This is a genomic window from Neorhizobium sp. P1_A6 (assembly GCF_056406795.1).
This window is the reverse complement of sequence record NZ_JBFTZM010000024.1, coordinates 17,552-40,884: the sequence shown is the minus strand read 5'-3', so window position 1 is coordinate 40,884 and position 23,333 is coordinate 17,552. Positions and strand designations below refer to the sequence as shown.

Here is a 23,333-nt window from a genome sequence, read left to right as displayed (position 1 = left end):
ACGCTGAGAAGTGATGCCGGATAGTGACTGCACAAGCGCGCGGAACTTCGCTATGAAAGTTCCGCAGCCGTGCCGGAGAAGGAATAGAATGTCGAAGTCCCTGGTAAAAATCGCCCGCATCGCCTTTGTGCTGAGCCTCGCCGGCATCGTTGTCGTCGGCTGCGGCCGCAAGGGCAGCCTCGACCGCCCGAGCACGCCGGTGGAGCAGCAGAACATCCGCAAGAGCGGCAAACCGGATAAACAGAAAACCGAGCCGGTTGCCGACCGGCCTTTCCTGCTCGACCCGCTCCTGTAATTTTCCGAGTTTTGCTGTGAATCATTTTCATTACATCGACGGCGTGCTGCACGCCGAGAACGTGCCGATCCCGGAAATCGCCAAGGCGGTCGGGACCCCCTTCTACGTCTATTCGACGGCCACCCTGGAACGTCACTACAGGGTTTTCGCCAAGGCATTCTCCGATGTGGACGCGATGGTCTGTTATGCCATGAAGGCGAATTCCAACCAGGCGGTGCTGAAAACGCTCGGCCGGCTCGGCGCCGGCGTCGATGTCGTCTCCGGCGGAGAGCTGCGTCGCGCGCTTGCAGCCGGCATTCCGGCAAACCGGATCATGTTTTCCGGCGTCGGCAAGACGGTGCAGGAAATGGATCTGGCGCTGCAAGCCGGCATCTACTGTTTCAATGTCGAATCCGAGCCTGAGCTGGAAGTCCTGAACCTGCGCGCCCTGAAAGCTGGAAAGAGGGCGCATGTCTCCTTCCGTATCAACCCGGATGTCGATGCCGGCACCCATGCCAAGATCTCGACCGGCAAGAAGGAAAACAAGTTCGGCATCGCTTACGAGCGCGCCCGCGCAGTTTATGAACACGCAGCGACGCTTGGCGGCATCGACGTCACCGGCATCGACATGCATATCGGCAGCCAGATAACCGAACTGCAGCCCTTCGATCACGCCTTCCGGCTGTTGCGCGAACTGGTCGAGACGCTTCGCACCGACGGCCACCGGATCGATCACGTCGATATCGGCGGCGGCCTTGGCATTCCCTATCGCGAGGACAACAACCCGCCACCGCTTCCCGATGCCTATGCGGAAACGGTGAAGCGCCAGCTGCGGTCGCTGGAGTGCAAGATCATTACCGAGCCCGGCCGGCTGATCGTCGGCAATGCCGGTATCCTGGTCACCGAAGTCATCTACGTGAAGGACGGCGGCGAAAAGTCCTTCGTGATTGTCGATGGCGCGATGAACGACCTGATCCGTCCGACGCTCTATGACGCCTACCACATGATCCGTCCGGTCGTCGTGCCCGCCGCCGATGCGCCGCGCATCAAGGGCGACGTCGTCGGCCCGGTCTGCGAAACCGGCGACTACCTGGCGCTCGACCGCGAGATGGCCGAACCCAAGCCCGGCGACCTGATCGCCGTCTCCTCGGCCGGCGCTTATGGCGCCGTGCAGGCAGGAACATACAACACCCGGCTGCTGGTGCCGGAGGTTCTGGTGAAGGGATCGGAGTTCCATGTGGTGCGGCCGCGCGGCAGCTACGAAGAACTCATCGGCCTCGACTCCGTGCCTGCATGGCTTGCGTGAACATTTACGCGCCGTTCACTTTTACGGGAAAGCTTGGAAAATATGGGGGCGGATTGCCCCCTGCCCTCGTCTTCGCCACAAACATCGTTATCTTGGAAGCTTGATTTGCGCCGCCACGACTGGAGACGGATCGCATGAGCTTCATCCGCAAAGGTGCCTTCGAATTGTATCCCGTGCTTGCGCGTCGCGTCGCACTGAAACGGTCCTTCGCACGGATCGTGTTGTTTTTCGAACGGATTTTGCCGCTGCTGCTCGCGCCCCTCGGGATTGCGGCGCTTTTCCTGTCGGTGGCCTGGTTCGGGATTTTCCGGATCGCGCCGGACTGGGTGCGCTGGGTCCTGGTCGGCGGCTTCGCCTTTGCCTTCGTCTATGCTCTGCTGCCGTTAAGCCGCCTGCGTTGGCCGGCGGTGGCTGATGCCGACCGGCTTCTGGAAGTCCGCAACAACCTGCCCCACCAGCCGGTCGGCGTGCAGGACGACCAGCCGGCTTTCGAAACGCCCTTCTCCCGTGCTCTCTGGAAAGAACATCAGATCCGCATGGCCGAGCGTATCGCAGCGCTCGATGCCGGCCTGCCGCAGCCCGATATCGCCCGGCACGACCGGTTCGCGCTGCGCGCCATTCCTGCTCTCGTCTTCGTCGTCGCGCTCGGTTATTCCTTCTCGAACGGCGGCGGTTCTCCCGCCGATGCCTTCCGACCCGCACCGCCGGCGCCGAGCATCAATCCGGACCTGCGCATCGACGCCTGGCTGACGCCGCCCTCCTATACCGGCCGTGCGCCGGTGTTCCTGACCGGCCGCGAGGCGACCACGACCGTCGCCGCCGTCTCCATTCCGCAGAATTCGGCCCTGACGGTGCGCGTCACCGGCGGCGAAGGCGGCGAGGCCGTGGTCTTTGCTCCGAAGGCTGGAGGACAACCATCGACGCTGATCACCGAGGAGGCCAAGAAGGCAGCCGAGGACGCGGCGCAGCAACAAAAGCAGCCCCCCGGGCAGCAGACAGCCGGACAGGTACCCGCCTCACGGACATCGGCTCAACCCGCCGCACCGCAGCAGCCCAACCAGCAGCGGCCGCCCCGCACTTATGCGCTCAACGTCGCCGAAAGCGGCAGCCTGACCGTCAATGGCCAAACCTGGGCCTTTGACGTGATCCCGGACCGGCCGCCGGAAATCGCTTTCGACGGACAGCCGAAACGTTCCGTCAACGGCGCGCTGGAAATCGGCTTCACCGGCAAGGACGATTACGGCATCCGCGAAGCTCATGCTCTGATCGAACCGGTCGACAAGCCGGCTCCGGGCGCGACCCCGCTTTATCCGCTGCCGGACTACCGGCTCGACCTGCCGCGGCAGAACAGCCGCGAGGTCAAGAGCCTGACGAGCCGAAGCCTGATCGAGCATCCGCTCGCCGGCAAGCGCGTCAAGATCACCCTGATCGCCAAGGATGGCGCCGGCCAGACCGGCCGCAGCCCGACCCATGAAATGGTGCTGCCCTCGCGCGGCTTCTCCGAACCGCTGGCGGCGGCCGTCGCCGAAGAGCGCCAGGTCTTCGCGCTCGATACCCGCCAGATGCCCCGCGCCATCGAGCTCAACGAAGCGCTGGCGATCCGTCCCGACGAGACCATTCCCAACCTCAGCCACTTCCTGCTGATCAGGTCGGCGCTCGAGCGCATGAAGCTCGCCCGCAACGAGGAGCAGCTGAAGGATACGGCCGAATATCTCTGGGAAATTGCGCTCGGCATCGAGGATGGTGACCTGTCGCAGGCCGAACGCCGTCTGCGCGACGCGCAGCGCAACCTTGCCGAAGCGCTGCAGAACAAGGCGTCCGACCAGGAGGTCGCCCGGCTGATGCAGGAACTGCGCGAAGCTATGCAGCAGTTCATGAACGAGCTTGCGCAGCGGATGCAGAACGCTCCGCAGGCGCCCAACAATATGCAGTCCCAGAACGTCATCCGCCAGCGCGACCTGCAGAACATGATGGACCAGATCGAAAACCTCGCCCGGTCCGGCAATCGCGACGCCGCCCAGCAGATGCTCAACGAATTACAGCGGATGATGAACAACCTGCAGGCCGGTCGGCCGCAGCGGGGTCAGCAGGGCCAGCAGCAGCAGAACGGCCAGATGCGCCAGCAGATCGACAAACTCGGCGAAATCATGCAGGAACAGCAGCGGCTGATGGACCAGACCTTCAAGCTGGACCAGGCGCTCCGCGACCGCATGCAGCGCGGCGACCCGAGCGAACGGCCCGGCCAGGAAGGCCAACAACAGCAGCAGGGTCAGCAGCAGCAAGGTCAACAGGGCCAACAGGGTCAGCAGAACACCGACCAGATGACCGCCGAGCAGCTGCGTGAAGCGCTGAAGAACCTCCGCGCCCAGCAGGAAGGCCTTGGCAAGAAGCTGGAAGAGCTGCAGCAGGCGCTGAAAGGCCTCGGCATGCAACCCGGCGAAGGTTTCGGCAAGGCGCAGAACGAGATGGGCAATGCCGGCAAGGCGCTGGGCGATGGCCAGGGCGAGCAGGCCGTGCAAGGCCAGGGCAACGCGCTCAACGCACTTCGCCAGGGCGCCCAGAACATGATGCAGCAGATGATGCAGGCCATGCAGCAGCAGGGCCAGGGCCAAGGCCAGGATCGTGGCGGCCCGGGCGAAAACATGACCTCGCAAGGCGGCCAGAACGGCCGCGACCCACTCGGCAGGCCGCGTGCCACGTCGGGCCCGGATTTCGGCGATCAGGTGAAGGTGCCTGATGAAATCGATGTCCAGCGCGCCCGCCAAATCCTCGAAGCGATCCGCGAAAAGCTCGGCAATGCTCTTTCCGGCGAAGCGGAGCGGCAATACCTGGAACGGCTTCTGGATATTCGCTGACCTAAAGCCGGCCTAAAGATTTATCAGGCGGCGCGGGAGTTTGCGGCTGCCAGCGCCGAGGCGACGGCACGGCGGATATCGGGAAGCGCGAACGGCTTCTGCACCACATCGATCACCTTGGCCGCAAGATCGTCGGCACGCTCCCGCTGCTCGGCATAACCGGTCATCAGCAGGATTTTCAGATCGGGGAATTTTGCGGAAGCCTGGTGCACCAGTTCGATGCCGTCCATGACCGGCATGCGGATGTCGGAGAGCAGCAGATCGAAGGTGCCCTCGCTCAGCTTTTCAAGACCTTCCGCGCCGTCACCCGCTTCATGGGTCTCATGACCATCGAGACGAAGCGCCCGCGCAACGAACATGCGAAGCGAATCCTCGTCCTCGGTAATCAGGATTTTTGCCATTGCGGTGATCGCTCCCGTGTTTTGTTATCTGGGAGCAAATCAACAGAGTTTTCTTGTCGAGGAGTAAACGCCGGCCCATTGCAGGCCGACATGGTTAACACCTCGTCTCCCCAAGCCAAGCAAATCGGTCAGGCGTCTCCGGTCACGACGCCGACGAAAGGCAGCTCGCGAAAGGCATAGGCGACGTCCATGCCGTAACCAACGACGAAATAGTCCGGGCATTCGAAACCGACGTAATCCGCCTCCAGATCCTCCTGGCGCTTGACGCGTTTGTCGAGCAGCACGGCGACGGAAACATTACGGGCGCCGCGCTCATAGAGCATTTCCTTGGCGAATTTCAGCGTACGGCCGGATTCGAGGATATCGTCGATCAACAACACGTCGCGATCCTTCACGTCGCTGTCGATGTCCTTGACGATCCGCACCCCTTGCGAAACGGTTCCGGCGCCGTAGCTCGACAGCGTGACGAACTCGACTTCCGGCGCAAGACCCACATCATGCAGCGCCCGCAACAGATCGGCGGCGAAGATGAACGAGCCCTTGAGGATAGCAATGACCAGCAGGTCCTTGGTCGGACCGGTGGCGATCTGCGCCGCGATCGCATGGTTGCGCTCGGCGATCTGTTCGGCGGTATAAAGCGGCTCGATGATTTTGCCGCGTACGACGGGCATGAGGTTCTCCTGCGTGTCCGTAAAAAACCGCGATACCACAATCCGCCGGAAAAGAGAAAGCTCTAGGCGCCGCGGTCCGCAAAGGAAAGCCGCAGATCGGGCAGTTTTCCACCGGGGTGGGGCACGCGCGCCGAAAAGCCTCGGCTCTGGCGGCCTTCGATCGACGAGACCGGCGGCGAGATCAGCGTCGTCGCAATGAGTGTCTGGCCCGACATCAGATCGGCGCGGATCTGCGGCATGGCCCGGTTGTCGCCGCTGCGGTTCTCGACGATGCCGTTGATCAAGAGCACGCGCATGCCGTTGGCATCCTGCGGCGTCATCGTCACATGGGTGATGTCGAGCGTCGGCCCGGCTCCTGCCGTCGCCGAACCGGCGAACAGGAACGTGAAGCCGCCCGCGAGGCTGAAAACGGTAACGAAGACGACGGCCACGACTGCCGAGAAGAAATCGGCGGAAAGACGCATCAGGCCACGCTCAGTTCCGGCGAGAACCCGTTCCGCGAACGACGCGGCAGCGACCGTGGTTTCAGGCCGCCTGGTGCGATTGTCATTGTGCGAGCGCGGCGCCGGTCCCCGGCGGAAGGTCTCGCGAACCGGAACGAACTGGGCGTCGACCACCTCGCCGCGCCGCGGGTTTATCCGGGTCGTGCGCGCGGAAGGTTCCGGCGGCAGGATGTCCATCTGGATGACTGTTTTGCCCTGATGGCTGCTAAACGTGCTCATGGGGCCCTCTTCGGCCCGTTTTCCCCGTTGTTCGGGATCGCGGGCATTGAATCGAATCCTCCTCAGTCGTAAATTGAAATGGTTAACGCTTCGCAAATACGGCCTGAAATTAGCCCTTTTCCGCGCGTGATTTACCGTTCGTTTACCCGGGTCGTTAAGAGATAGACGGGCACCAGAGAGTCGAAAGAGCGAGGACTGGGTCATCCGTTGATTCATTTCGAAAACGTTGGTCTGCGCTATGGGATGGGGCCGGAGATCCTGCGGGATATGACCTTCGACATCCCCAAGCGCTCGTTCCAGTTCCTCACGGGCCCATCGGGCGCTGGGAAGACCACGCTCCTGCGCCTGCTGTTCATGTCGCTGCACCCGACCCGCGGCATCATCCATATGTTCGGCCGTGACCTATCGCAGATCCCCCGCGCCGAACTGCCGATGCTGCGCCGGCGGGTCGGCATCGTCTTCCAGGATTTCCGCCTGCTTGACCACCTGACTACCTATGAGAACGTCGCGCTGCCGCTGCGCGTGCGCGGCAAGGACGAAAGCTCCTACCGCAACGACGTGATCGAACTTCTGAAATGGGTCGGGCTCGGAGAGCGTATCAACGTGCTGCCCGCCGTTCTCTCGGGTGGTGAGAAGCAGCGTGCGGCAATCGCCCGTGCCCTGATGGACCAGCCGGAAATCCTGCTCGCCGACGAACCGACCGGCAACGTCGATCCGCCGATGGCGCGCCGGCTCCTCAATCTCTTCCTGGAACTCAACCGGCTCGGCACCGCCGTCGTCATTGCCACCCACGATCTGGCGCTGATGGACCAGGTGGATGCAAGGCGGATGATCCTCACCGAAGGGCGGCTCGACATCTATGAATGAGCTGAGCCGCCCGAAAGCGCCGAAGAGCGCCCAATCGCAGAGGCCCGAAAACGAGCAGCAGGCTCAACCGGCAGGCCAGAAGCAGGCGCGCCGCGTCGAGATGCGGGTGCGCCCGACTGCGCCGATCCTGCCGCCCTCCAACATCCAGGGCAATGCGCTGATGGTGGTGATCGCCATCATGGCCTTCCTTGCCTGCCTGACGCTCGGCGCGGTGAGCATGGTGAGGGCCACGGCATCGAGCTGGCAAAGCCAGATTTCCCGCGAGATCACCATCCAGATCAAGCCCGATGACGGGCTCGACATGGATGCCGCTTTGAAGAAGGCCCGCGACCTGGCGCTCACCTTCGTCGGCACCCGCGAAGGTACGATCATGGACGAAAGCGCGACCGCAAGGCTTCTGGAGCCGTGGCTCGGCACCGGATTGAACTTCGACGACCTGCCTATACCGCGCCTCGTCATCGTCACCATTGACGAACAGAACCCACCCGATTTCGCCGGAATGCGCGATCTCCTGAAAACGGAAATCCCGCAGGCTTTCCTCGACGATCATCGCACCTGGGTGGATCGCCTGGTGTCGATGGCTCATACGACGGTGCTGATCGGCATGGGCGTCCTCATCCTCGTCTTCACGGCGATGATCCTGACGGTGATCTTTGCCACCCGCGGGGCGCTCTCCGGCAATCGCCATATCGTCGAGGTGCTGCATTTCGTCGGCGCCGAAAGCTCGTTCGTGGCCGGCGAATTCCAGAAACATTTCCTGAAGATCAGCATCAAGGGTTCCGCCGCCGGCGGTGCGCTCGCAGCCGCTATGTTCGCCATTGCCAACATGTGGCAGGCGAATTCGCTCGCGACGCCCGAAAGCGACCAGGCGACAGCTTTGTTCGGTTCCTTCACGATAGGCGCCGGCGGTTATCTTGGCATCTTCGCCACGATGATCGTGATCGCGCTGCTGACGACGCTCACGGCCCGGTTCACGGTCATGCGCACCATCGACGAGATCGACCTGATCCGATCCGATCCATCGCGTTCCGACGGGTTATCAGCTTCTTGAATCGGTTGCCGTCCCTCTGTAGGTTGGCCCTGTTCTCGCCACGAATCTCCGGCTATGGACAATCATGACACCGGCTCCGACCACACCCGAAAATGAAGCGGATAGCCACCCGCGGCGGTGGCTCGGGAGAGTGTTTTCGCGCAACAGCCGGCTGCGATGGGCCGCCCGGCGCATCATCATGGCCTGCGTGCTCGGGCTGGCGCTGCTTTTTGGCGGGTTTTTGTGGTTTGCAAATGCGGTGACGTCACTGAAGGCGCCTGACGGCGTCAAGGCCGATGCGATCGTCGTATTGACCGGCGGCTATCTGCGCATCGAACAGGCGCTCGGACTTTTGCGGGATGGCGCCGGCCAGCGCCTGCTGATCTCGGGAGCGCACCCGTCCACCAGCCCGACCCAGATCCGCAAGGTCACGCAGGCCTCGCCCGACCTCTTCGCCTGTTGCGTCGATATCGGCTACGATGCGATCGATACGATCGGCAATGCCAACGAAATCACCCGCTGGATCCACGACCACGGATACAGGTCCGTGCTGGTCGTCACCAACAATTATCACATGCTGCGCAGCCTGCACGAATTGCGGCGTGCCGACCCGGTAACCGAGTTCATTGCCTATCCGGTGGTCAGTTCCGATCTCACCCGAAAAGCCTGGTTCGCCGAGCCGGACGTGTTGCGCACCATGCTTTCGGAATACGGCAAGGTCGTGCTCGCTACCTGCCGCGACTTGTTCGGCATCGAGCGCGGCAGCGGACTGCGCAACGAAGACCCGCCGAAAACCGCCTCAAAGCCCGCGCCCTGACACTTTTCCCTCCGGATGACGAGCCGACGCTTTTTTCCCCGCCCGATCTCGTGTAGGCAACGCCTGTCCAAGAGGAAGCTTCCATGCTGCTGGTGCGTTCGGTTCTTTTCAACATCGCCTTCTACACAAACCTGATCGTCCGGATGATCGTGCTGAGCCCGATCTATTTCCTGATGCCGCGCAAGGCGGCCTACCGCATCCCCAAAGCCTGGGCCGCCTCCTGCAACTGGCTGATGGCAAAGATCGTCGGCGCCACGTTCGAGATCGAAGGGCTGGAAAACGTGCCCGAGGGGGGCTGCATCTTTGCCCCCAAGCATCAATCCGCCTGGGATACCGTGGCGCTGCTGCCCTGGCAGCGGGACCCGGTCTATATCCTCAAGCGCGAGTTGATGTGGATCCCGCTGTTCGGCTGGTATGCCGCCAAGCAGAAGATGATCCCGGTCAACCGCGGCGCCCGCGGCAAGGTGATGGTCGATGTCATGAACCGGACGAAGGAGGAGATGGCCAACAACCGCCAGCTCATCATCTACCCGGAAGGCACGCGCCGACCGCCGGGGGCCGAGCCGCAATACCGCTACGGCATCGCCCGCATCTATCGCGACGTCGGGGTGCCCGTCGTGCCGATCGTCGCCCATTGGGGCCTGTTCTGGGGCCGCCGCAAGCTCATCAAATATCCCGGCCATTTCAAGGTTCGCATCCTGCCGCCGATCGCACCGGGCATGGATCCGGATGCATTTTACGCCCATCTGGTCGAAACCCTGGAACGGGAAAGCGACAGGCTGCTGGTCGAAACCGTGGCCGCCAATCCGTACCTGCCGCTGCCGCCGTCAGCGGTGAAGCGGCTTGCGGAGCTGAAAGCTCAGACGGCGGCCTGAAATCCGGCCGTCACGGCCCCGCCAACGCCTTCCAGCCAGTGATCGCGGATACCCATATCTTTCAGATGGGCCAATGTGTTGAACACATAGGTATCGTTGGGGCCCGACTGGCCGGAGGAGACGCCGACGATCTCTGCCGCCTGTTCGATTTCCAGCGCGCCAGCATATTGGACATGGTGGCGATCGACGATATAGCCGACTGCCTTCACCTGCCGCCCGTCACCGAGCGAGACGGGCAGAATCTTTTCCAGATAGACATTCGTAACGAGTTCACGCCGGCGCAGATAATCGAGCACGTCCTCACGGTTCTCCTCGCTCACCCGGAAGGCGACGCCGCGGCATGAGCCGCCGCGGTCGAGACCGAGGACGAGCCCCGGACGATCGGGCGTGCCGCGATGCACGTAAGACCAGACGCAGAGGGAGCGGCGGAAGCCGAAAGCACGTGCGGGCAGTCTTTCCTCAAACGTAAAACCGGGATTCCACATCAGAGACCCGTAGCCAAACACCCAAAATTCGTCCATATCCCGCGCCACACCATTCCAATTGAAGCATCCGGCCCCAAGTTTTCAGCACCATTGGAGAACATCATGGCAGCGTCAAGCCGAACTGGCGTCAGCGGCAAATTGTGGCTACTCGCCTCCGGCGTGGTGCTGGTAATCGCGCTCTACACCGCAGGCTGGTTCTATGGCGCCTCGACGCTGAAGGAGCGGACGCTGGCCCTGCTCGGCAGCCAGGAAAGCCGCGGCATCTCGGCCGAATGCGCCGACGCGGACTATCGTGGCTATCCCTTCCGGATCGGCCTGTTCTGCTCGAAGGTCTCGGTCGACGACCGCACCAACGGCATTTCCGCCACGTTCGGCGCGCTGCGGTCCGCCGCCCAGGTTTACAATCCCGGCCATATCGTCTGGGAACTCGATTCACCGATCGAGATCCGCACCGGCCATGGGCTTTCGGTTTCGACCACCTGGGAAAATTTCCAGTCGAGCCTCATCACCCGGTTTCGCGGAGTGGAGCGCACCTCGACGGTGATCGAGAATGCGAAGACGAACATCCTATCGTCGGCAACCGGCCAGGCCTTCAATATCAGCGCCGGGCACACCGAAATCCATCTGCGCCAGAACGGCAACGACCTCGACGCGGCCATGACGCTGCAAAACACCGATGTGGTGATGAAAGACCTGCCGCAGCTTCTGCCCCGGTTTACGACCAATCTCGACCTGACCCTGACCGGCCGCGCCGGCATGATCGACGGAACCGATCCGAATGGAACCGCTCTCTACGGTACACAGGGCCAGATGCGCAGCCTTTCGGCCGATCTCGGCGACGGCAAGCTGATCACCGTTTCCGGTCCGTTTTCCTTCGATGAACAGGGTTATCTGTCTGGCAAGCTGAAGCTCCGGATCGAGCGGATCGATGCCTGGCGGGACAGCCTCAGCCAGGCCTTTCCGCAGATCGCCCCGACGCTGAAGAGCGCCGCCAACATGCTGTCCGCGCTCGGCCGCGGCAAGAGCGCGTCGCTCGACCTCACCATCAACCGCGGCAAGGTGTTCGCCGGCGGCTTCATCCAGATCGGCGAAATTCCGCCGATCTGACCCTGGTCACTTTTTGGCGTCGAGTGAATGGCGGCCGAAATCCGGAGCGTCGACATCCTGGCCGGCCTGGACGATGGAGCGGCGGATGGCGCGGGTGCGGGTGAAGAGCTCGAACAGCTTGTCGCCTTCGCCCCAGCGGATCGCCCGCTGCAGATAGGCAAGATCTTCCGAAAAACGCGCCAGCATTTCCAGGATCGCATCCTTGTTGTGCAGGCAGACGTCCCTCCACATGGTGGGATCGGACGCCGCAAGGCGGGTGAAATCGCGAAAACCGGAGGCGGAATATTTGATCACTTCCGCGTCGGTCACCGTTTCGAGATCGTCCGCCGTGCCGACGATGTTGTAGGCGATGATATGCGGCAGGTGGGAGACGATCGCCAGAACCTTGTCGTGGTGCTGCGGGTCCATTTCGTCGATGCGCGAGCCGAGCGCCATCCAGAAGGACTTCAGCTTATCGAGTGCGCCTTGATCCGTATCTGGGAGCGGCGTAAAGATGCACCAGCGGTCCCGGAACAGACCGACAAAACCGGCATCCGGGCCGGATTTTTCGGTGCCCGCCAGCGGATGGCCCGGAATGAAATGCACGCCTTCCGGCATATGCGGCGCCATCTGCGCGATGACGGAGGCCTTGGTGGAGCCGACATCGGTAACAATCGCGCCGGGCTTCAAGCTGCCGGCGATCTGCTTTGCAACCGCCTCCGATGCACCGACCGGCACCGAGACGATGACCAGATCGGCATCCTTCACCGCATCAGCAGCCGAGGAGACGTAGTGCGTGCCGAGCGTCAGCTCTTCGGCACGTTTCAGGGTTTCGGCGCTGCGCGTGGAAATCACCACCTCGCCGGCCAAACCCTGTTCCTTGACGTCCCGTGCGATCGAGGAGCCGATCAGGCCGATGCCGATCAGCGCGATCCGGTCGAAAAGCGGCGTGCTCATGCGCTTTTACCCATGAATTCGCCGAGCGTCTCGATGACGCCGCGATTGGCCTCTTCCGAGCCGACCGTCATGCGCAGGGCGTTCGGGAAACCGTAACCTTTGACGGCGCGCAGGATGTAACCGCGGCTGGTGAGGAAGGCATCCGCTTCCGGCGCGCGCTTGCCGTCGACGTCCGGGAAATGGATGAGCACGAAATTGGCGACCGAAGGCGTCACCTTGAGGCCGATCGCCTCCAGCGCGTGGGTAAGCTTGCCCTGCCAGAGATTGTTGTGCTCGACCGCTTTTTCGACAAAAGCCTGGTCGCGGATCGCGGCCGCACCCGCGGCAATCGCCGGGGCGTTCATGTTGAACGGGCCGCGCACCCGGTTCAGCGCGTCGAGGATGCCGGCCGGGCCGTACATCCAGCCGATGCGCAGCGCCGCAAGCCCGTAGACCTTGGAGAAGGTGGGGGTCATCACGACGTTCCTGTTGGACGACACCAGTTCGAGGCCGGCCTCGTAATCGTTCTTGCGCACGTATTCCGCATAGGCAGCGTCGAGCACGAGGATGACGCTCTTCGGCAGCCCGGCCTGCAGGCGGCGGATATCCGCGACCGGGACGTATGTACCAGTCGGATTGCCGGGATTGGCGATGAACACCATCTTCGTCTTGTCGGTGACGGCGGCAAGGATCGCATCGACGTCGACGGTGCAATCCTTCTCCTTCACCTCGACGACCGTGGCGCCGGCGCCCATGATCTGGATCTTGTAGACGAGAAACCCATGCTGGGTGATGATGGCCTCATCGCCGGCACCGAGATAGACGTGGCAGAGCAGGCCCAGCAGCTCGTCGGAACCGTTGCCGCACATGATGTTTGCGACGTTGAGCCCGTGCACCGAGGCGATCGCCTCGCGCAGCGCCATTGCCTGACCGTCCGGATAAAGTTCGAGATGGCCGGCCGCCTGTTTGAAAGCGTCGATCGCCTTCGGGCTGGCGCCGAGCGGCGTCTCGTTGGACGAAAGCTTGAAGACCCGCGCAACGCCCGGAGCATGTTCCTTGCCGGGCACATAGGCGGCGATATCCAGGATGCCGGGACGCGGAACGGGCTCACTCGTGACGATGCTCATCGGATCAACCTTTTTGGAAAGCCTGAATGGCGGGTGTGATCCAGTGGGATTAAAGCCGAAAAACGCCTTTGTCGAGGGGTGAGGAACGGTCGGCGCAGCTGACGAAACGATCCAGTCAATCGTTTCGAATGACGAACGCTCTGAGCCAAAGCGACGGGCCGGAGAATGCAGTCGGATGAGGGGCGGTCCTCACCGCGTCCGCGTCGTAGGCACGCCTTGAGGGGCCAGCACGGGCACGAAGACGCGCCGGGAGGCGCGCGCCGCGACCGGCAGGCCCTGGTAGAGCCGCTTCTGGGCCTCCAGCACGATGACCCCCGAAAAAACCGGCCAGAAACGCCGGCCCATGCGCTCAAAGGCCTGGCGCAGCTTCAGCACGGCGCGGATTTTCGACGGCGGGAAGAACAGCGCCTCGGCGCTGGCCCCGGGCGTGAAATTGGTCTCGCGCAGCAGCGAGGTGAGCTGCCCACGCGAGTAAGGCCGGCCGGAGCCGAACGGCGTGTGTTCCATGCGCGCCCAGACGCCGCGCCGGTTGGGCACGACGATGACCAGCCGCCCGCCGGGCGCCAGCACCCGCCAGAGTTCCTTCAAGGTCTCCCGCGGATTTTCGGCAAATTCCAGCGAATGCACCATCAGCACGCGGTCGACGGAAGAGTCCGGCAGCGGCAGTTCCTCGTCGAAGACGAGAGCGGTCGAGGAAAGCTCGCTGACCGGCCAGTTCACCGCCCCCTGCCCCGCCGGCATGAAGGCGAAAGTGCGTTCCGTATCGGCGCGGAAACGGTCGAGATACGGCACGGCATAACCAAGGCCCACCAGCCGCTCCTCCGGCAGCCGCGCCCAGAGCGAAGACAGCGCGAACGTGATCGACTGCTCGGCGAGATGGCCGAGGGGCGAGTGATAGAATTCGCGAAGATCGACGATATCCGTGTGCATGCGTGATTTGGTACCAGACGGTGGTTGGACTTCAAGGGACCAGTCTCTACATTGTGACGCAAAACACTTTCAGCAATGGGGTTATGTTATGAGACCACTGGAACTCGAAGTTTTTTCATGCCGCAGCGATAATTACGGCGTTCTCGTGCACGATCCGGAAAGCGGTCTTACGGCCTCGATCGATGCGCCGGAGGAAAAGCCGATCCTCGAAGCGGCGGCCCGGCGCGGCTGGAAGATCACCCACATCTTCACCACTCACCACCATGGCGACCACGTAGAAGCCAACCTGGCGCTCAAGGAAAAGCTCGGGCTGGAGATCATCGGCCCGTTTAACGAGGCCGTGGCGATCCCCGGCCTCGACAAGACCATGGCGGATGGCGACGAATTCCAGTTCGGCGAACATCTCGTCTGCGTCATTGAGACGCCGGGCCACACCGCCGGCCATATCTGCTACCATTTCCCGGACGACAAGATCCTGTTTGCGGCAGACACGCTGTTTGCGCTCGGCTGCGGCCGGCTGTTCGAACGCCCGGCCGCCGACATGTGGCACTCGCTGCAGAAGCTCGCCGTTCTGCCGGACGAGACTGCCGTCTATTTCGGTCATGAATATACGCTCTCGAACGCGAAGTTCGCGCTGAGCGTCGATCCGGACAACGGGCGTCTGCAGGCGCGCGCAAGCGAGATCGAGGCGCAGCGCGCGGCCGGCCGGTTCACCATTCCGACGACGATCGGGCTGGAAAAGGAAACCAATCCCTTCCTGCGCGCATCGGACCCGGCCATCCGCCGCAACCTCCTGATGGAGGGCAAATCCAACGAGGAAGTGTTTGCCGAGATCCGCAAGCGCAAGGACAACTTCTGAATGACGCCGGAAGAGATCATCGCCACGCTCGGCATGCAGCGGCATCCGGAAGGCGGCTGGTACGTCGAGACGTTTCGTGACGCTGAGGGTGGCTCACGCGGCCATTCGACGGCGATCTATTATCTGTTGGAAGCCGGCGAACGCTCCCACTGGCATCGGGTTCGCGATGCGGCGGAGGTCTGGCATTTCTATGCCGGCGATCCGTTGCGACTGCGGATTTCCGAGGGCGAGACGGTCGAAGAGGTGAGGCTCGGCACCGATCTCGCCAGGGGCGAACGGCCGCAGGCCGTGGTCCCTGCGAACGCCTGGCAGGCTGCGGAACCGCTTGGCCGCTTCACGCTGGTGGGCTGCACGGTCGCGCCAGGCTTTCAGTTTTCGAGCTTCGAGATGGCTCCGCCCGGATGGGAACCGTCGGTCTAAGACAACGGCAGGCCGGCAATTGCCAACGTAAAGATCAGCTGTGCCGTGAAGTAAGTGCCCCACACGAACGGCTTCAGCCTCGCCATGACAGGCGCATCCGGCTTGACCAGGAATTTCTGGACCGCCAGTGCAGTGTCGGACATGACGAACAGCGCAGCACCGGCCGCCGGCAGGATCGGCTTCACCGCCAGCGCCGAAAGTGCCATGGCGAGGATCGCGACCCCATAGGCGGCGACGGGGATGGCGAGCCGTCCGGCAGGGCGCCACAGCATGAAAAACGTCATGCCCGTCAGCACCACGAATATCCATGCCGCCGTATAACGCCATGCGGAGGCGACCAGCAGGCTCGGTTCTATCGACGGCCAGAACAGCGCCGCATAGGCAATATGCGAAGCGAGGAAGGCAGCGAGCCCGGCGACGAAGGCTGCCTCTCCCTCGTAGGCGAGCCAGGCGTCTCCGAGTGCACCGAGCGCCAGCGCTGCGACGAACAGCGCCGGCGCGCCGGAAAGACCCGCATAGAGCACGAGCAGCAGGACCGGTACGGTCTTCAGCACCGCGCGAAGATGGCCCGCCGGCCTTTTCAGCCAGCGGAAATAATGGATCGCAAGCGCGATCGAGACGGCAAGCACCGCCCATAACGACAGATACATCTCTTCCCCCACGTCCCCGACCCTTTCAGGAACGCCTATTCGGCCGCGGCTTCCGCAATTGGCTTCGGCCGGAACATATCCCGAGCCGCCAGCACCGCCCCTCCGGTGATCAGCAGGCAGGCCAACAGGATGTTCCAGTTCGCTTCGGCAAAACCCGATGCGACCAGGATCAGCGTCGACAGCAGCGGCGCTGCATAACTGGCCGCGCCGATGATCTGGATATCCCCACTCTTGACACCGTAGTCCCAGGCATAGAAGGCCGCGCCGACCGGCAGCAGACCAAGCCCAACGACCGCCGCCCACTCGCCGCCATTAGCCGGCCAGACGGTTGTCTCAAGCGCCAGATGGCAGATCAGCGACAGCAGCGAGGTGCCGAGGCAGAAACCGGTGACGACATCGGTCGAAACCCGGTCGAAGCGCCGCGTCAGCAGCGAATAGCCCGACCAGGTGAAGGCGCAGAGAAAGGCGGCGCCATAACCCATGAGATAGGCGTCGTCGAAGGCAAGGCCGTTGCGGGAAACGATGGCGATCGTGCCGCAAAGCCCGGCGACAGCACCAGCCACGTGATACCAGCGCAGCCTTTCTCCCGGCAGCAGGGCCGAACCGACGACGATGAACAGCGGCCAGAGATAGGCGATCAGCCCCGCCTCGACGGCCGGTGCGTTGCGGAGCGCCGTGAAATACAGAAAATGATAACCGAATAGGCCGCCGATGCCGGTGATCCAAACCTTCGGCGGCTGCTTCAGGAGCGCGATACGCTCGGGCCTGACAATAAAAAGCACGATGCCCGGCAGGCTGCCGATCGCGAACGTCATCGCGCTCATCTGGAAAGGCGGCACTTTTCCGGATGCGGCCGTCATCAGGGCCAGCAGCGACCACATCAGGATCGCCGTAAAACCGATCAACGTTCCCCGGATTTTCACCCCTGCCCCCTTGGGCGCCCGGGCGGGCGCCTTATTCAACCGCCATATTTGACGGCCGTCACGTAAACCTGCCCCATCCTTGTCGGGATGACGGCGTAGACTGGAGCATATACATTTACCGATTGCGCTTTGGCAAACCAGATTTCCATCGGCGTCTTGCGCAAGTATTCGATATCGCTGCGCCCGCGCTTGAAGCCCGACCTCGGAAGGTAGCGGATCGAACAGACGATCGCCTCACCCTTGAAACCGTCAGTCGAAAACGGCCTGGTGCCCTTCGGCGTCAACACCAGGTCCATGCGCGACTCGCCGTCGTAGATCGGCAGCCGACTGGGGCAGACCTTGGCGTCGCCCGGGAAGATGAGGCCACTCAACGGGTCGAGAACCGCGTGCAGGTCCTTGTCCGTCACGGGAATCCAGGTTTCCGGATTGCGGGTCGGCTCGGGCTTGACAGTCGTCTCGGTGACATTGCCGTTGCGGTACTCGACGTCGTAGACACGCGTGCGCCGGCCGGCGCTGTAGACGAGGTTGTAGCGATCGGCCTGCAGCTTGTCGGCCTGCATTCGCCCGCTGACGCTGGTCTCGGCGGAGATGCGGCTGATGATGTTGACGATCCCGGCCGATTTGAACGTGCCGGTGATCTTGTAATCGCTGCTGTTGAATTCGCTCGCGAATGACGCCTTTGCGATCGGCAGTATCCCGAGCGAAATATCGTATTCGCTGACATGCCGGATTTCCGCCGAGCCGAGCGGAACGGTCGTGAACCCGAAGACGAGCACGAAGGCACTGACGAAACAGCCGTGAAGGTTCATGATTCTGCCCTGACCGATGAGGACGCCGAAAAGCGTCTTCCTGGAGACATATAGACGGTGCATCATGGCAAGAAAATAGCGGCGTCAGGGCACTGGCAGCGGATTCTCTTAGGGTTAGGCCAAGGTTTTGGCTTGACGCGACGAGCCCCACTGACTATAGAACCGCAACTTTCCACTCAGGACCAGTTGGATCGGCGCACCGGGCATTGTCCGGAAGTACCATCCGATTGCAGAAGAACAAAGGTGTATCCATGTCTCGTGTGTGCGAACTGACCGGTAAGGGCGTTCTGACCGGCAACAACGTAAGCCACGCCAACAACAAGACCCGCCGTCGGTTCCTGCCGAACCTGTGCCAGGTCACGTTGATCTCCGACGCTCTCGGCCAGCGTTATCGCCTGCGCGTTTCGGCGCACGCTCTGCGCTCCGTCGAACATCGTGGCGGCCTCGATGCCTTCCTGTTGAAGTCCGACGAGACCGAACTGTCGATGCGCGCCCGCCTGCTGCGCCGCCAGATCGTCAAGAAGACCGCCGAAGTCGCTGCCGCGGCCTAATCGGTCTGACGACAAATCATCCGGCTTTGAACAAGGCTTGAACGGGTAATGCCGGCCAGGCCTTTTCTCTTGCCCTTCATAAAACTCCAACTGGTGGCATCACCCAGGATAAAAAAATGCTGAGCTCACGCTATACTTTCATCTATGCCCTGCTGATGGCGGCCATCGTCGGCGCCTCGAATTTCCTGGTGCAGTTTCCGGTCACGGGAACGCTCTGGGGCATCGCCCTTGGCGATCTCCTTACCTGGGGCGCGTTCACCTATCCCGTCGCATTCCTGATCACTGACCTCACCAATCGCCAGTTCGGTCCCTCGATTGCGCGACGCGTCGTACTTGTCGGTTTCGTCGTCGGCGTCGCGCTGTCCTTCTGGATTTCCGTTCCGCGCATCGCCATCGCATCCGGCACAGCCTTCCTGATCGGCCAGCTTCTCGACATCTCGGTGTTCAATGAACTGCGCCGCAAGACCTGGTGGAAGGCGCCGCTGGCGGCATCGCTGATCGGCACGGTAATCGATACGATCCTGTTCTTCTCGCTGGCTTTCGCCCCGCTCTTCGCCTTCATCGGCCCGAACGAGGATTTCGCCATCCAGTCCGCACCGATCCTCGGCGCCCTTGCCACCGAGGCCCCGCGCTGGATCTCCTGGGCGCTCGGCGACCTCGTGGTCAAGGTCCTGGTCGGCGTCGTCCTGCTCCTGCCCTATGGCGCACTGATGAACGTGCTGAAGCCGATGCCGCAGGTCGCCCCGGCCCGCTGAGCTCAACCTAGGCATTCCGCCTGGCATCACTGCGTCAGGCGGAATTCCAGCATCACGTTACGCTGCAGCAGATTGCCGTTGTCATCCGAAATCAGGATGAGGTGCGGCTTGCCCTCGGGCCCGGTGATAACGTCAAGCCCTTCCATGTTGTCGATGGCAAAACCCATGTCGGCATCGACGAGCACTTCGCCGTCGACGACAGCGCCGGGACGGATGCTGCCGCCCTTGATGAGGCGGATGCGCATGCCGAGGCCGCCGAGGAAGCTGAACCGACGTTCGAGCAGCAGGAAATCGCCGTTCGGCAGGAAGGCGCCATCGGTCGCGTCGAACGGATCGTGCCGCACTACCGTGAACACGCCCTTGAGCGGCCCTTCCAGGATGGCGGCGAAAAGGTTCCCCTGGTCATCGAGGCTATGCTCGGTGACCACGATGGGCGATCCCTTGAGCGGACTGGCCTGGGGCGAGACCGCCACCGTCTCCATGCCCGCATTCATCCGGAACTCGTGGCGGGGGATCGGCAGATCGAGGCTCTTAAGGGGACCTGAGATCTCGAACCCCGGATCGGGATAGGCATCGACGCGATGCAGTTGCTCAAAGCTGACGATCGCCTGGCCGTCCCTCAGCGCCAGGCCCTCGGCGTCCGAAGTGTATTTCGAACCGACCCGGCCGCCACGGATGAGGATCGGATTGATGGCGAGATCGGCGAGGTAGGCGAGGCGCCCCTTGGCATCCCGCTCGATGCGGCCGGTCAGCCAGGAACCGGTATCGAGCACCGACACGAACCTTTCGCCATCGGCGCGAAAGCGGATGCTCGACAGCGACTGCAGCCGGCTATCGGACGATGAAAATTCGATTCCACCGAGAAATTCGAGAGGTCCAAAGCGTGTTTCCGCCGAACCGCGCTTGAATTCGGTGATCGCGCGCGCCCTGACCGAGATATTTTCGGTGGCAGGCGCCACCGGGAAAGCGATGACGCCAAAAATGCCGGCCCAGACGACGAGGCGGGAAAGTTTCAAGCGGCGGACCTCAGCTGGCCCGTCGCATGCGGCCCTGCTGCCTGCCGTTTTCCGCAAACAGTTCGGCAAGCTGCTCGGTCATTGCCCCGGCAAGCTCGTCCGCATCAACGATGGTCACGGCCTTGCGATAGTAGCGCGTCACATCATGGCCGATGCCGATTGCCAGCAGCTCCACCGGCGAGCGCGTCTCGATCTGCTCGATCACGGCGCGAAGATGCCGCTCGAGATAATTGCCTGGGTTGACCGACAGCGTCGAATCGTCGACCGGCGCGCCATCCGAGATCATCATCAGGATCTTGCGCTGCTCGCGGCGGGCGATCAGGCGGTTATGCGCCCACATCAACGCTTCGCCGTCGATGTTTTCCTTGAGCAGGCCTTCGCGCATCATCAGGCCGAGATTGCGGCGAGAGCGGCGCCACGGCGCATCCGCCGACTTGTAGACGATATGGCGCAGGTCGTTGAGGCGGCCGGGCGTCGGCGGCTTGCCGCTCGCCAGCCACTTTTCGCGCGCCTGCCCGCCCTTCCAGGCCTTGGTGGTGAAGCCGAGGATCTCGACCTTGACGCCGCAGCGCTCCAGCGTGCGGGCGAGGATATCGGCGCAGGTGGCGGCAACCGTGATCGGCCGGCCGCGCATCGAGCCGGAATTGTCGATGACCAGCGTCACGACCGTATCGCGGAACTGCGTATCCCGCTCCTTCTTGAAGGAGAGCGGCTGCATCGGATCGATGATCAGGCGCACCAGCCGGGCCGGATCGAGATACCCCTCTTCCAGGTCGAAGTCCCAGGAGCGGTTCTGCTGCGCCATCAGGCGGCGCTGCAGGCGGTTGGCAAGCCGGCCGACGGCGCCCTGAAGATGAGCAAGCTGCTTGTCGAGGAAGGCCCGCAGCCGGTCGAGTTCCGCTTCGTCGCAAAGCTCTTCGGCCGTGATTTCCTCGTCGAATTCCTGGGTGAAGATCTTGTAGTCGACCTTCTCGTTGAAATCGTCGAACGGGCTGTTGGGCCGGCGGGTTTCGCCGGGCGTCTCGGAATGTTCGTCGCTGTCGTCCGACATGTCGTCGTCGGACATTTCCGCGCCGTCCATCTCGCCGTCGTCCATTTCCTCGTCGGAAGCGTCGCTCTGCTCGGCAGGTGCAGCGTCGGAGCCGGCCTCTTCCTCGACCTCGTCGTTCTCGGTCTCGTTGCTGCGCGGCTGGTCTTCCTGGTCCGGGTTCTCCATCTCCTCCGGCTCGGCATCGTCGTCGGCAAATTCCTCCGCCATCTGCATGGAGGTGAGCATGTGCCGCACCAGCTTGGCGAACGCCTGCTGGTCCTCGATCACGTTGCGGAGGTTGTCGAGATCGCCAGCCGCCTTGTCCTCGATGAACGGACGCCAGAGATCGAGCACCTTGCCGGCACTCGGCGGCGGCTTGATGCCGGTGAGCTTCTCGCGCACTAGCATGGCAACCGCTTCGCCGATCGGCGCGTCTTCCTGCCGTTCGACGCCAGAGAAATTCGCCTTCGAGTATTTTTCCGCATGCATCGAACTGAGGTTCGACGCCATGCCGGCCATCCGCAATGCACCGATCGACTCGACGCGCGCCTGCTCGACGGCATCGAAGACGACGCGGGCATCGGCACTCTGCGGCGACATGCTGGCATGCACGTTGGTATCGTGGCAGGCGATCCGCAGCGCCATGGAATCGCCGAGCCCGCGGGTCACCGCGAGCTCGTGTGCCGTCGGTCGCTTGGAGATTTCCGGCAGGCGGATGCGCTCGCCGGCAAGGCCCGGACGCTCGTTGGCGAACGTGACCTCGACTTCCGCGTCACCGGCGATGGAACGCACGCAGCCGGTAATTGCCCGCCGCAACGGTTCGGTATCGACCGGACCGCCGGATTTGGCTTTCGAATTGTCTCCGCGACCTGCCATGATCTCGTCTCCGCTTAGGCTCCGAGAACGATGTTGGCGGCACTTTCCTTCAGCTCGACGCCGAAGGCGCGCTGGTACTGTTCGGCGACCAGCGTGCGTTCCAGTTCGTCGCACTTGTTGAGGAAGGTGATGCGGAAAGCAAACGCAATGTCACCGAAGATCTCGGCGTTTTCCGCCCAGGTGATGACGGTACGCGGGCTCATCACGGTCGAGAGATCGCCGTTGATGAAGGCCGAACGGGTAAGATCCGCGACGCGCACCATCTTCGACACCGTCTCGCGACCCTCGGCCGTGCGACCGAAGGACTTGACCTTGGCGGCGACGATGTCGACTTCCTTCTGGTGCGGCAGATAGTTCAGCGTCGTCACGATCGACCAGCGGTCCATCTGCGCCTGGTTGATCTGCTGCGTGCCGTGATAAAGGCCGGTCGTATCGCCGAGGCCGACCGTGTTGGCGGTCGCGAAGATGCGGAATGCCGGGTGAGGACGGATGACACGGCTCTGGTCGAGCAGGGTCAGGCGGCCGGAGGATTCCAGAACGCGCTGGATGACGAACATGACGTCCGGGCGGCCGGCATCGTATTCGTCGAAGACGAGCGCGACATTGTGCTGGTAGGCCCAGGGCAGGATGCCGTCCTTGAATTCGGTGACCTGCTTGCCATCCTTCAGGACGATCGCGTCCTTGCCGACGAGATCGATACGGCTGACATGGCTGTCGAGGTTGATACGCACGCACGGCCAGTTGAGGCGAGCTGCGACCTGCTCGATATGGGTGGACTTGCCGGTGCCGTGGAAGCCGGACACCATGACGCGTCGGTTATGTGCAAAGCCGGCGAGAATGGCGAGCGTCGTATCGCGGTCGAACAAGTAGTCCGGGTCGAGATCCGGTACGTAGGGGTCGCCGCTGCTATATGCCGGAACCCTGATATCGCTGTCGATGCCGAAGACTTCCCTGACCGAAACGGGGGTATCGGGAAGGTTTGAAATATCTAGATCAATCTTACTCATCGTCTCTCCAAGGCGCGAGCCGCCGCCCGGCCGTCATCCTTACTGCCATAATTTT

25 protein-coding genes are annotated in these 23,333 nt (G+C 62.7%); 12 read left to right on the top strand and 13 right to left on the bottom strand.

Going from position 1 to position 23,333, the window contains the following annotated elements; translation table 11 throughout:
* Window positions 1-88 precede the first annotated feature (88 nt).
* From lptM to AC1D3C_RS28205, 3 genes are all read left to right on the top strand, one after another.
* A complete protein-coding gene (lptM, locus tag AC1D3C_RS28215) occupies window positions 89-295 on the top strand; it encodes an LPS translocon maturation chaperone LptM (protein ID WP_247137984.1) in 207 nt (68 codons plus the stop codon).
* 16 nt (window positions 296-311) lie between these two features.
* Window positions 312-1,580, top strand: a complete 1,269-nt coding sequence (gene lysA, locus AC1D3C_RS28210; protein ID WP_477485196.1) for a diaminopimelate decarboxylase — start codon at window positions 312-314, stop codon at window positions 1,578-1,580.
* Between the two features lie 134 nt (window positions 1,581-1,714).
* Window positions 1,715-4,435 (top strand): TIGR02302 family protein, encoded by a 2,721-nt coding sequence (locus AC1D3C_RS28205; RefSeq protein WP_477485195.1) that lies wholly within the window; start codon window positions 1,715-1,717, stop codon window positions 4,433-4,435.
* 23 nt (window positions 4,436-4,458) lie between these two features.
* Here the strand turns inward: AC1D3C_RS28205 and AC1D3C_RS28200 are convergent, their stop codons facing one another.
* The 3 genes from AC1D3C_RS28200 to AC1D3C_RS28190 all read right to left on the bottom strand — a co-directional run bounded on the left by AC1D3C_RS28200 (window position 4,459) and on the right by AC1D3C_RS28190 (window position 6,229).
* Window positions 4,459-4,836, bottom strand: a complete 378-nt coding sequence (locus AC1D3C_RS28200; RefSeq protein WP_151044711.1) for a response regulator — start codon at window positions 4,834-4,836, stop codon at window positions 4,459-4,461.
* A gap of 128 nt (window positions 4,837-4,964) precedes the next feature.
* Window positions 4,965-5,507 carry a hypoxanthine phosphoribosyltransferase gene (hpt, locus tag AC1D3C_RS28195; RefSeq protein WP_038546323.1) on the bottom strand — a complete coding sequence of 181 codons (543 nt, stop codon included), beginning with the start codon at window positions 5,505-5,507 and terminating at the stop codon, window positions 4,965-4,967.
* A 62-nt stretch (window positions 5,508-5,569) separates the two neighbouring features.
* Window positions 5,570-6,229, bottom strand: coding sequence for a hypothetical protein (locus tag AC1D3C_RS28190; protein WP_477485194.1), 660 nt, complete (start codon window positions 6,227-6,229; stop codon window positions 5,570-5,572).
* Between the two features lie 207 nt (window positions 6,230-6,436).
* Here AC1D3C_RS28190 and ftsE point away from each other — a divergent pair, with 207 nt between their 5' ends.
* The 4 genes from ftsE to AC1D3C_RS28170 all read left to right on the top strand — a co-directional run bounded on the left by ftsE (window position 6,437) and on the right by AC1D3C_RS28170 (window position 9,818).
* Window positions 6,437-7,096, top strand: coding sequence for a cell division ATP-binding protein FtsE (gene ftsE, locus AC1D3C_RS28185; protein WP_046605317.1), 660 nt, complete (start codon window positions 6,437-6,439; stop codon window positions 7,094-7,096).
* A 100-nt stretch (window positions 7,097-7,196) separates the two neighbouring features.
* Window positions 7,197-8,147, top strand: a complete 951-nt coding sequence (locus AC1D3C_RS28180) for a cell division protein FtsX (protein ID WP_477485205.1) — start codon at window positions 7,197-7,199, stop codon at window positions 8,145-8,147.
* A 64-nt stretch (window positions 8,148-8,211) separates the two neighbouring features.
* The gene (locus AC1D3C_RS28175) at window positions 8,212-8,943 is read left to right on the top strand and encodes a YdcF family protein (RefSeq protein WP_477485193.1); all 732 of its coding nucleotides are present in this window, start codon (window positions 8,212-8,214) and stop codon (window positions 8,941-8,943) included.
* Window positions 8,944-9,026: 83 nt separating this feature from the next.
* Window positions 9,027-9,818 carry a lysophospholipid acyltransferase family protein gene (locus AC1D3C_RS28170; RefSeq protein ID WP_477485192.1) on the top strand — a complete coding sequence of 264 codons (792 nt, stop codon included), beginning with the start codon at window positions 9,027-9,029 and terminating at the stop codon, window positions 9,816-9,818.
* On the opposite strand, the gene AC1D3C_RS28165 is transcribed toward AC1D3C_RS28170, so the two are convergent.
* Window positions 9,803-10,339: a gamma-glutamylcyclotransferase gene (locus AC1D3C_RS28165; protein WP_477485191.1), complete on the bottom strand. Its 537-nt coding sequence runs from the start codon at window positions 10,337-10,339 to the stop codon at window positions 9,803-9,805. The two genes, AC1D3C_RS28170 and AC1D3C_RS28165, sit on opposite strands and share 16 nt — an antisense overlap.
* Before the next feature lie 66 nt (window positions 10,340-10,405).
* Here AC1D3C_RS28165 and AC1D3C_RS28160 point away from each other — a divergent pair, with 66 nt between their 5' ends.
* Window positions 10,406-11,410, top strand: a complete 1,005-nt coding sequence (locus AC1D3C_RS28160) for a DUF2125 domain-containing protein (protein WP_038546345.1) — start codon at window positions 10,406-10,408, stop codon at window positions 11,408-11,410.
* Between the two features lie 6 nt (window positions 11,411-11,416).
* Here the strand turns inward: AC1D3C_RS28160 and AC1D3C_RS28155 are convergent, their stop codons facing one another.
* From AC1D3C_RS28155 to AC1D3C_RS28145, 3 genes are all read right to left on the bottom strand, one after another.
* Window positions 11,417-12,346: a prephenate/arogenate dehydrogenase family protein gene (locus AC1D3C_RS28155; RefSeq protein WP_247035179.1), complete on the bottom strand. Its 930-nt coding sequence runs from the start codon at window positions 12,344-12,346 to the stop codon at window positions 11,417-11,419.
* Window positions 12,343-13,452: a histidinol-phosphate transaminase gene (gene hisC, locus AC1D3C_RS28150; RefSeq protein WP_477485190.1), complete on the bottom strand. Its 1,110-nt coding sequence runs from the start codon at window positions 13,450-13,452 to the stop codon at window positions 12,343-12,345. The genes AC1D3C_RS28155 and hisC overlap by 4 nt, the downstream gene beginning before the upstream one ends.
* A gap of 189 nt (window positions 13,453-13,641) precedes the next feature.
* Window positions 13,642-14,382 (bottom strand): class I SAM-dependent methyltransferase, encoded by a 741-nt coding sequence (locus AC1D3C_RS28145; RefSeq protein WP_247035182.1) that lies wholly within the window; start codon window positions 14,380-14,382, stop codon window positions 13,642-13,644.
* An 88-nt stretch (window positions 14,383-14,470) separates the two neighbouring features.
* On the opposite strand from AC1D3C_RS28145, the gene gloB reads away from it, so the two are divergent.
* A complete protein-coding gene (gloB, locus tag AC1D3C_RS28140; RefSeq protein ID WP_477485189.1) occupies window positions 14,471-15,241 on the top strand; it encodes a hydroxyacylglutathione hydrolase in 771 nt (256 codons plus the stop codon).
* Window positions 15,242-15,661, top strand: a complete 420-nt coding sequence (locus AC1D3C_RS28135; protein WP_477485188.1) for a cupin domain-containing protein — start codon at window positions 15,242-15,244, stop codon at window positions 15,659-15,661. It abuts the gene before it with no gap.
* Here the strand turns inward: AC1D3C_RS28135 and AC1D3C_RS28130 are convergent.
* Genes AC1D3C_RS28130 through AC1D3C_RS28120 form a run of 3 tightly spaced genes read right to left on the bottom strand, consistent with a single transcriptional unit; the run spans window position 15,658 to window position 18,043 of the window.
* A complete protein-coding gene (locus AC1D3C_RS28130) occupies window positions 15,658-16,311 on the bottom strand; it encodes a lysoplasmalogenase (RefSeq protein ID WP_477485187.1) in 654 nt (217 codons plus the stop codon). The genes AC1D3C_RS28135 and AC1D3C_RS28130 overlap by 4 nt on opposite strands.
* A gap of 35 nt (window positions 16,312-16,346) precedes the next feature.
* On the bottom strand, window positions 16,347-17,234 hold the full coding sequence (gene yddG / locus AC1D3C_RS28125; RefSeq protein WP_247136362.1) for an aromatic amino acid exporter YddG: 888 nt from the start codon (window positions 17,232-17,234) through the stop codon (window positions 16,347-16,349).
* 35 nt (window positions 17,235-17,269) lie between these two features.
* Window positions 17,270-18,043 carry a DUF3108 domain-containing protein gene (locus tag AC1D3C_RS28120; RefSeq protein WP_051900201.1) on the bottom strand — a complete coding sequence of 258 codons (774 nt, stop codon included), beginning with the start codon at window positions 18,041-18,043 and terminating at the stop codon, window positions 17,270-17,272.
* Window positions 18,044-18,294: 251 nt separating this feature from the next.
* Here AC1D3C_RS28120 and rpmB point away from each other — a divergent pair, with 251 nt between their 5' ends.
* Complete coding sequence (rpmB, locus tag AC1D3C_RS28115) at window positions 18,295-18,594, top strand: 50S ribosomal protein L28 (RefSeq protein ID WP_151044732.1); 300 nt, start codon at window positions 18,295-18,297, stop codon at window positions 18,592-18,594.
* Window positions 18,595-18,710: 116 nt separating this feature from the next.
* Window positions 18,711-19,349 (top strand): queuosine precursor transporter, encoded by a 639-nt coding sequence (locus AC1D3C_RS28110; RefSeq protein ID WP_477485186.1) that lies wholly within the window; start codon window positions 18,711-18,713, stop codon window positions 19,347-19,349.
* A 26-nt stretch (window positions 19,350-19,375) separates the two neighbouring features.
* Here AC1D3C_RS28110 and AC1D3C_RS28105 read toward each other — a convergent pair whose 3' ends face one another.
* Genes AC1D3C_RS28105 through cobS form a run of 3 tightly spaced genes read right to left on the bottom strand, consistent with a single transcriptional unit; the run spans window position 19,376 to window position 23,278 of the window.
* Complete coding sequence (locus tag AC1D3C_RS28105; RefSeq protein ID WP_477485185.1) at window positions 19,376-20,365, bottom strand: esterase-like activity of phytase family protein; 990 nt, start codon at window positions 20,363-20,365, stop codon at window positions 19,376-19,378.
* A 10-nt stretch (window positions 20,366-20,375) separates the two neighbouring features.
* Window positions 20,376-22,271, bottom strand: a complete 1,896-nt coding sequence (cobT, locus tag AC1D3C_RS28100; protein WP_477485184.1) for a cobaltochelatase subunit CobT — start codon at window positions 22,269-22,271, stop codon at window positions 20,376-20,378.
* A gap of 14 nt (window positions 22,272-22,285) precedes the next feature.
* Complete coding sequence (gene cobS / locus AC1D3C_RS28095) at window positions 22,286-23,278, bottom strand: cobaltochelatase subunit CobS (protein ID WP_477485183.1); 993 nt, start codon at window positions 23,276-23,278, stop codon at window positions 22,286-22,288.
* Window positions 23,279-23,333: the final 55 nt, after the last annotated feature.